Here is a 9,256-nt window from a genome sequence, read left to right as displayed (position 1 = left end):
TCGCCGGGCTGCTCACGCGCGGTGACCGCCCCGGTACCCCGCCACTCGTCCGGGCTGCGGAACCCCGTCGGGGCCTCCCGTGCCGAACCCCATCTGGAAAGAGCACCCGCGCGTCGATACGGTTTTGCCGAACCACCCGGTCCGGGTTCCGCGAGGAAGGAACGAGAGCGCAGATGAGCGCAGGCGGTTACGCGGCCGTACCCGAGGAGCTGAGAGCGCACGGCAGCCACCTCGAGGGTCTGGTGGACCGGCTGGCCGCCGTCGCGGCCAAGGCCGGTGACACGGCCATGCCCGGCGATGCTTACGGTTCGCTGTGCTCGTTCCTCCCGAAGGCTGTCACCCCCCTGGGTGAGCAGGTGGGCGAGGTGATCACCGCGGCGACCGAGGGCGTGTCCGCGTCGGCGGCGGGCGTGCGCGGCACCGCGGCGGACTACGAGGACAACGAGACGATCGATCCGTTCACCCGGCTCGTCAACGGCTCCCTGGACGGTGGCCGATGACCAGCTTCGGCTCCGGTTACGGCTCGTCCACCGGCGGTTCCGGCGCGCCCGGCGGCAACCAGTCGGACGGCGGCGGCGCGTTCGCCAGCCCGACCACGTCCAACTCCGGCGCGGCCGACGTCGACATGTTCGCGGGCGACCACTACGCCGACTCGTTCGGCGACGCCGACAACTTCAGCGCTGCCGCCGCGGCCATGGGCGGTGGGGGCCTGGCGGGCGCGGGCATGGCGCACACGGCGTTCAACGGCGACGCGGACGGCGCCGAGGAGCGCATGGCCGAGTGGTCGCGCGCCCTGTCCGACAAGGCAGACCGCTACCGCGAGGCGGGGCAGCGCACGGAGGAGCTCCGCCTGAGCGCGGTCAGCCCCGACGGCGCCGTGCAGGTCGTGGTGAAGGCCGACGGCAGCCTGGTGGACCTCCAGTTCGGCGACCGCGCCCGCACCATCCCCCTGGAGCACCTGGCCGTGGTTGTCATGGACACCGTCAGGCAGGCCCAGGCCACCATCGCCGACGAGGTCTCCGACGTCATGTCGCGCACCCTCGGCGACGAGGACCAGCAGACCAGGGACCTGGTGCTGGGCAACCTGCGGTCCCGCTTCGCCGCGACGGACGACCTGGCCGACTTCCACGACGCGCGCGCCACCAACACCACGGCCCACGCCGATGACGACGACAGGAACGACCCGTGGTGACCCCGTACCCCTGGCCACCAGACCGGTCAGCCCACCCCAGGCCAGACCACGACACCCCCACCTACACCCAGACCGCCTACGACCGCACGGCCCTGAGCCACGGCGGGGTCCTGCAAGCCGGGGGAGACCAGGACGACTACGACCACCCCGACCCTGGCCAGTTCGGGGCTGGGCGAGCCAGCTACGCACAGGCAAACCACGGCCAGCCGGACTACGGCCAACCCGATCACGGCCAACCCGATCACGGTCAGACCAGCTACGGCCACCCTGATCACGGGCAGGCGGGTTACAGCCAGGCGGGTTACGGCCAGGCGGGTTACGGCCAGGCCAGGTTCGATCAAACCGACCTCAGCCAAAGCGGCCTGTCCCAGGACAGCTTGTCGCAGGGCGGTCTGTCGCAGGGTGGCTTGTCGCAGGGCGTCACGGCGCAGGGCGGTCACGCGCAGGCAGACCTAGCCCAAGGAGCCCCAGACCGAGGTGGCTTGAGCCAGGTGCTCGGCCAGAACACCCCGAACCACGGCGGCCCAGCCGCGAACAGCCTTCCCCAGGACCCGACAAACCAAGGCACTTTCGCCCAGGGCGCCTTTGCCGCGCCCGACCGCACCCCAGGCGGCCTGGATCAGGCTGCCTCGGATCAGGGCGGCCTCAGCGGGGCCCTATCTCAGGGCGGTCTGTTCCAGAGCCGCCCGACGCAGAACGGCTTCACCCAAGCCGACCTGACTCCTGGCACGTTCACCCAGAACAACCCGCTACAAGCCGGCCCATCCCAAGGCGCGTTCTCCCAGAACGGCTCAGCCCAAGGCGGCTCGCACCAGAATCAAGGCGGTTCACCCCAGAGCCAAGGCACCGTGCCGCAAGGCTCTTTCGGGCAGGGCGGTCAACCCCAAGGCTCTTTTGGGCAAAGCGACCAGCCGCAGGGTGCATTCGGGCTGGGCGACCAGCCCCATGGCTCCCCTGGGCAAGGCAGTCAGCCGCAAGGCGCGTTCGGGCAAGGCAGCCAGCCGCAAGGCGCGTTCGGGCAAGGCGGCCAGCCGCAAGGCGCGTTCGGTCAGACCGATCTCCCCGAAGCAGTCCCCTCTCAGGGCGGCTTCTTCCAGACCGGCCTGTCCCAAGGCGCCCCGAGCCAAAGCGCCTTCGTCCCGACCTACCCCCAGCCCAAGGGCGCCCCCACCAATACCGACCCGGCTGATTTCAACCAGGCCGACACACTGCCGGGCGTTCCCAACCCCTTCGTCACCACCGCCACGGGCGTCAACACCTTCAGCGCGACCCCGTTCTCCGCAGACAGCGCCAACGCGGCGGCGTTCGGTACGGGCACGTTCGACGCTGGCACGATGACCGCGGGCCGAGGCGCCCTCGCCGCACCACCAACCGCCCCAGGCGCGTTCGCCACCCCGCAGACCACCGCCGCCGAACCTGCCGACCAATCAGGTTCAGGAACGTTCGCCGAATCGGCGATGGGTGCCAACTCATTCGGCGCGACCCCGACCGCTGCGGGCACGCGCAATTTCGACCAGGCCGACGGAGCCAACTTCGGCGCGGCCACCGGCGCATTCGGCGCGGGCGGCCTGGGGTCCGGCACGACCGGAACCAGTTCATTCGCTGCGAGCGAATCCCATTCTGGCACGACCAGCACCAGTTCGTTCGGAATTGGCGGCTCCAGCGCTGACACGATCGGGGCGACTTCCTCCAACGCAAGCGCTCCCGGCGTCAACACGCCTGTCCCAGGTTCTTTCGGACCAGCTAGCGCGCCTTCCGGCACGACTAACGCCGGTTCGTACACCGCAGGTGCTCCTGCGTCGGGAACGACCAGCACCACCTTGTTCGACGCGAACCCGAGCCCCGCTGACCTCGCAGCCCCGGTCGTCACGGCCCCGGCCGTCGCGGGCTCGGTCAGCGCCGCCGCGTTCGACGGCGGTGTGATCGGCTCCAGCGCGTTCGCCGACGAGGCGGAGCCAAACAACAACACCACCACCCCGCCGGACGCGACCACGTTCCCCCCAGCCCCATTCGCACCAGTCCAGTCCGCGTCAGCCCCGCCTGCTCCAGGACCAACCGCACCTCCCGCAGGTCAGGAGCCATCCGCCACCGCCCCGGCAAGTGCTGATTCCCCCGAATCCGGCGCCGTCGCCCCCAGCTCCTTTGACGCTGACCAGCCCTTCCCGCCCCAGGCAGCCTCCACCGCGGCAAGCTTCGCACCGGCCAACCCCTCCCCGGCCGGTCCGAACTCCGCGGGGTTCCCCGCAGCGGGTCACGTCCCGCCAGCGCCAAGTCAGCCAGCGCCAAGTCAGACGGCTCCCGGCGCGGACCCGTTTGGCTCGGCCGCGCCTGGCGCACCCCAAACCGGTGCGGCCTCCTTCGACGCCGGTGTCCCCGCTGCGTCCCAGACTTCTGACGCGGCCTCGTTCGGTATGAGTGCTGCGGATGCGTCCCCGAACAGTCCGGGTTCGTCTGCGCCCCAGAGCAGCGCTGGTTCGTTCGGCGCGGGCGCTGCTGGAGCGCCTCAGGACCAGTCTGGTGCCGGGGCGTTCGGTGCAGGCGTTGTCAGCGGCGCGCAGAACAGCGCAAGCTCGTTCGGCGCAGGTGCGGCTGGTGGGCCCCAATCCGGCGCGGTGACGTCGGGGTCGGGTGCGGGTGCGGTGGACACGGGGCTGACCGAGTCGGCGACCGAGCTGAGGACCTCCCTCACGAACGGTTCCTGGCTCGGTGACGCCCCCAGTGCGGGCCAGGACGACCTGCCTTCGCTGGGTGAGGTCTCGGACCCGTTCAAGCCCCTCTCGCAGGCGGGCGTGGAGTGGCTGGTCGAGCACGTCGCCCCGCTCCAGCGCGCGCTCGACGAGCTGCGCGGCGACCCCGCCGTCGTCACCGCACAGGCCGAGACGTGGAGCGCCGTCGCGACGGAGCTGGCCACCATCGCGAGCGACCTGGTCGCCGCCGTCGCCGCCGACACCACCGCGTGGACCGGTGAAGCAGCCGACAACTACCGCGTCCGGGCCGAGCAGACCGCGGCGCTGCTCACCGCCGCCAGCCAGGGCGCGCACGGCGCGTCAGGTGGTCTGCGCAAGGCGGGCGAACTGGTCGGCGCGGTCCGCGGCCTGGTCCGCGACGTCATCGCCGACGCGGTGGACAACCTGGTCAAGGTCGCCCTCCAGATCGTGGGCACCGGGGGAGTGGCTGCCCCGTGGACGATCCCGCAGATCTCCCAGACCGTGGCCGCCACGGCCGCCCGCATCACCGCGCTGACCTCGAAGCTGCTCGACGCCCTCCGCAGGCTCACCCCGCTGCTCACGCAGACCGGCGACCTGTTCGGCGAGGCGACGACCGCCCTGCGCACCCTGCAGGCCGCCACAGCCCCCACCCCGTCCACCACCCTGGCCGCCGCGGCGCCGCTGCCCCCGCAGGCAACCGAGCCCGGCCAGGCAACCGAGCCCGGCCAGGCGTCCGGCGCACCCCAGACGGCCGCAACCGCAGACCAGCAGTCCGGCATGTCCCAGCCCGGAACGCCCGGCACCAATGGCGACACCCACGGTGGCAGCACCGCCGACAAGCCCGGCGCAGTCCACCCAGGCGTCGCAGACCTGGACACGCCCAGGACTGGCACCGCCTCGCTCGGCACGGCCGAATCCGATGCGTTCCGGCCCGATCCGTTCGGGCCCGGTGCGCCCTTCCCGAACGCCGCCGACACGACCGACCCCAGTGCGGCTTCCATCGCCCCGCAAACCGCCGCAGCCCAGACGGGACCTGTGCAGGCCAGTGGCGCGATGCAGTCCAGCGTTGCCCAGCCCTGGCTCCAGTCCGCTGACCAGCCCCTTGATCAGCCCGTTCCGCAGCAGACAGCCCAAGCCGAAGCGACCCCGGACCTGACGCGGTCGACCGGTGCGACCAGCGTTTGGCCGTCTTCGCCGGTGGAGTCCGTGTGGACCCTGCCCCCGAGCGACCCGCCCGTCACCCAGGCGCGTGCCGACGCCTTCGCCTGGCCCACGCCCCCGGCTGACGCGCCGACCACCGCCTCGGCGGCAGCCGAGACGCAGTGGCCACCGACGAGCGCTCAGCCGCCGAGCTCGACGTCCACGGGCGCGGACGCGTTCGCTTGGCCTCCGGTCCCGGCGGACGGCGTGACCGGCGCAGTCGGGACCCCGGTCGCCGAGGCGGGCTGGCCCCGTGCCGAGGGCACCACGACCACCTCCAGCGCCGACCTCGCCACGGCTCCCCGCGCGGACCTCCCGAACGCCACGCGACCGGAAGGTCCTGCTGGCGTGCCCGCCAGTTCGGGCTCGGACCCCGTTGGCCAGCAGGCAGCGCCCCAGGCGGCTGGCAGCCGTCAGGGGACCACGCACCCCAGTGCTGCCAAGCAGGGCCAGGCGAAGCAGGAGGAAAAGCGGGGCGACCTGCCCGCGTTTGACGCTCCCACGCTGATGAGCAGCACGTCCATGCACAGCGGCATTCAGCCGCCTGCGCCTCCGGGCACCACGACCGGTTCAGCTGCGAGCTTTGAACCAGCCGCGTCCCAGCGCCCGCCGGGTGAACCGCCGACCCTGCGCATCGCGGTTTCCTCGCGCACTACGACCAAGAACGAGACTACTGACCTCGCCACCCCTGGTGGGAGTCCCTCGGTAGCGCCCCTTTCGGGGGAATCTGTCTCGGACGTGCCGGGGACCGATCCTGTTGCTGCCAGTGCGGACAGTTCGGCATCGCCCCTTTCCGGGGTGTCCACCGCAGGTGTTTCTGAAGGGGCCGCGCCCACGGCTCAGATGCCGCGCACGTCTCTGCCGCTGGTGGCGGAGCCCGCAGGTGAGCCGTCTGCCGCGCTTACCGCCCGTGTGTCGCGCTCTGAGCTCCAGTTGGCTGCGGAACCCGACTCCGGCCCAGCCGCCGTCCCGGACAGTCCAGGCCCGGAGCCGTCCGCCCCTGCCGGTCGCACGATCGCCGGCGAGGCTGCCTCGCGGAAGGGCGCCCACGACAACCCGTTCGCCAACCGCCCCACCCACGGCGACCCGATCGACGTCACCACCGGCTGGGTCGTCCTCCCGCAGACCGACGTCGACCTGGCTTCCACCCTCCCGCTGCTGCTCACCCGCACCCACGTGTCGCACTACCGCCTCGGCCGCTCCTTCGGCCCCACCTGGGCCTGCACCGCCGACCAGCGCCTGGAGGTCGACCCCGAGGGCGTCGCGCTCGCGGTCGAGGACGGCACGCTGCTGCTCTACCCCCACCCGGCCGACAACGCCGAGGCGCTCCCCGAGTCGGGCCCCCGCTGGCCGCTGGTGCGCACCGCCACCGGCGGGTACGCCGTGCACCGCGCGGACCGGGACCAGATCCTCCACTTCGCCCCCGGTCCCCACCGGGAGCGGCTCCTCGCCGCCATCACGGACGCGGACGGGCGTTGCGTGCAGTTCCGGCGCGACGAGCGGGGCGCGCTGGTCGAGGTCGCGCACTCCGGCGGGTACCGGGTGCTCGTGGACAGCGAGGACGGGCTGATCACCGCCTACCGGCTCGCGGGCGCGGGCACCGAGGTGCTGCTCGGCGAGTTCCGCTACGACGAGCGGCGCAACCTCGTCGCCGCGGTCAACTCCAGCGGGTTGCCGCTGCGGTTCGAGTACGACGACCTCGGCCGCGTCGCGCGGTACGAGGACCGCAACGGCATGTGGTACCGGTACGCCTACGACGACGAGGACCGGTGCACCGCGGCCGAGGGCGCGGGCGGGTACCTGTCGTGCAGGCTGGAGCACGCTCCCGGACTGACCACGGTCACCGACTCGCTCGGCAACACCACGACGTACCAGGTCAACGAGCGGTACCAGGTGGTGTGCGAGACCGACCCGACCGGCGCGCGCACGGTCAGCGAGTGGGACGCGCACCACCGGCTGCTCTCGCGCACCCGACCGCTCGGGCTCAGGACGGCGTACCGCTACGACGACCGGGGCGATCTCGTCGAGGCCGTTCTGCCCGACGGCTCCCGCGTGCGCACCGAGCACGACAGCACGGGCAGGCCCGTGGTCGTCACCGACCCGGACGGGGCGGTGTGGCGGCGCGAGTACGGGCCCAATGGCGCGCTCATCGCGGTTGTCGACCCTATGGGCGCGCGCACCACCTGCACCTATGACGAGGGCGGTGACCTGGTCGAGGTCACGGACGCGAGCGGGGCCACCACCCACTACGAGGTGAATTCGCTCGGCCTGGTCGAATCGGTCACCGATCCCATGGGCGGCACGACCAGCTACGAGTACGATGAACTCGGCCGCCGCGCTGTCGTCACCGACCCCGCAGGTGGGCGCACCCGGTTCACCTGGACCCCTGAGGGCGGGCTCGCGGGACGCGTCGACCCGGACGGGGCGCGCACCGTCCTGCGCCGCGACGGCGAGGGCAACCTGCGGGAGCACACCGACGCCACGGGCGCGGTGACCACGATCGAGGTGGGGCCGTTCGACCTGCCCGTCGCCGAGGTCCGCCCGGACGGCTCGCGACTGGAGTTCCGCTACGACACCGAGCTGCGCCCGGTCGCCGTCGTCAACGAGCACGGCCAGGAGTGGCGGTACACCTACGACTCCAGGGGCCACCTGGTGTCCGAGGTGGACTTCGACCAGCGCATCACCACCTACGTGTGGGACCAGGCCGGGCGGTTGCACGGGCACGCCAACGAGCGGGGCGAGAGCGTGATGCTCGACCTCGACCCGCGTGACCGCGTCGTCGCCGTGCACACCGCGCAGGGCCGCACCGACCTGGCCTACGACCCGGTCGGCAGGCTGCTGCGCGCGAAGGGGCCCGACGCCGACCTGGTCCTCACCTACGACCCGTGTGGGCGGGTGCTCAGCGAGTCGGTCGACGGCCGGGTGCTGGAGTCGCGGTACGACGTGCTGGGGCGCAGGGTCACGCGGCGGACCCCGTCCGGGGCGTTGAGCGTGTGGGCCTATGACCTGCTGGGCCGTCCCACCGCGTTGCGCGCGGCGGGTCGCACCACGCGGTTCAGCTTCGACGCGGCGGGACGTGAGGTCGAGCGCAGGGTGGACGACGACGTGCTGGTGGCCCAGGTGTGGGACGAGGTGGACCGACTGCGCTCGCAGACCGTGGTCACCGGCCTGCGCTCCACCACGCCCGCCCTGGCCCAGCGCCGCACCTACGGCTACCGGCCGGACGGCAAGCTCGTGTCGGTGTACGACCAGGTCACCGGCGGTCAGGTGCTGGACCTGGACGAGGTCGGCCGAGTGCTGGCCGTGCGCGGCTCCTCGGGCACCGAGGTCTACCAGTACGACCGCACGGGGAACGTCGTCCACGCCCACTGGTCCGGCTCCGAGCCAGGCGCGGGCCCGCGTGAGCACGACCTCATGCGGGTGACGCGAGCGGGCGACCTGGTCTTCACGTACGACGAGGCGGGCCGCACCTCCAGCCGTTCGGTGCAGCGCCCGGACGGCGGCGTGGACACCTGGGAGTTCGAGTGGTCCGCCCAGGACCGCCTGCTGTCGGCACGCACCCCGAACGGCTCCCTGTGGCGCTACGGCTACGACGCCCTCGGCCGCCGGGTGTGGAAGAAGCGCATGGCGGACGACGGCGTGACCCCGGTGGAGCGCGTCGACTTCATGTGGGACGGCGCGGCTCCGGCGGAGCAGTTCACGGGCGCCGAGTCACTGGTGTGGGACCACGCACCGAGCACCGGGCACGTGGTGACCCAGACCGAACGCTCACGGGTGCCTGCCGGTGCGCGGTCCATGCCTCCGCAGGGCGCTGCGGCGCAGCAGGCGACGACCGGTCCCGCTGGGCTCGCAGGGTCTGCGGGTTCTGCGCAGGGACAGCCCAACTACGCCGCCCGTCTTGGCCAAGGCGACCGGAGCGGGCAGGGCAACCAGGTTGAGCGCCCCGAGTTGCGGAGCGAGGGCGATTACTTCGGCCAGGGGAACCACCCCGACCAGGGTGACCGCTCTGGCCAGGAGGACCGCGCTGGCCAGGGCAACCACGTCGACTGGGCTGGGCACGTCGACCGGGCTGGATATGTGGATCAGGCTGGGCACGGTGACCAGGCGGGGCGTGGTGACCTGGCTGGGCATGGTGGCCAGGCTGGGCACGGTGACC

General features: G+C 72.3%; 4 protein-coding genes. 3 read left to right on the top strand and 1 reads right to left on the bottom strand.

Features of this window, described 5'->3' with window-relative positions; genetic code table 11:
- The first annotated feature begins 173 nt into the window (after window positions 1-173).
- Window positions 174-500, top strand: coding sequence for a type VII secretion target (locus tag ACTUAL_RS02105; protein ID WP_440899073.1), 327 nt, complete (start codon window positions 174-176; stop codon window positions 498-500).
- Complete coding sequence (locus tag ACTUAL_RS02100; RefSeq protein ID WP_232519831.1) at window positions 497-1,192, top strand: YbaB/EbfC family nucleoid-associated protein; 696 nt, start codon at window positions 497-499, stop codon at window positions 1,190-1,192. Before ACTUAL_RS02105 ends, ACTUAL_RS02100 begins: the two co-directional genes overlap by 4 nt.
- A 1,144-nt stretch (window positions 1,193-2,336) precedes the next feature.
- Here ACTUAL_RS02100 and ACTUAL_RS02095 read toward each other — a convergent pair.
- Window positions 2,337-3,167: a hypothetical protein gene (locus ACTUAL_RS02095; RefSeq protein ID WP_440899072.1), complete on the bottom strand. Its 831-nt coding sequence runs from the start codon at window positions 3,165-3,167 to the stop codon at window positions 2,337-2,339.
- A gap of 664 nt (window positions 3,168-3,831) precedes the next feature.
- On the opposite strand from ACTUAL_RS02095, the gene ACTUAL_RS02090 reads away from it, so the two are divergent.
- On the top strand, window positions 3,832-9,256 hold a 5,425-nt coding region (locus tag ACTUAL_RS02090), incomplete at its 3' end, for a DUF6531 domain-containing protein (protein ID WP_440899071.1).

Source organism: Actinosynnema sp. (assembly GCF_052038725.1).
Note: the sequence above shows the minus strand (reverse complement) of the source record. Positions and strands in the feature narration are given on the sequence as shown.

Bases quoted from the DNA above. Each gene is read 5' to 3' on its own strand.
- ACTUAL_RS02105 (WP_440899073.1), top strand. From the start codon at position 174: ATGAGCGCAGGCGGTTACGCGGCCGTACCCGAGGAGCTGAGAGCGCAC.
- ACTUAL_RS02100 (WP_232519831.1), top strand. From the start codon at position 497: ATGACCAGCTTCGGCTCCGGTTACGGCTCGTCCACCGGCGGTTCCGGC.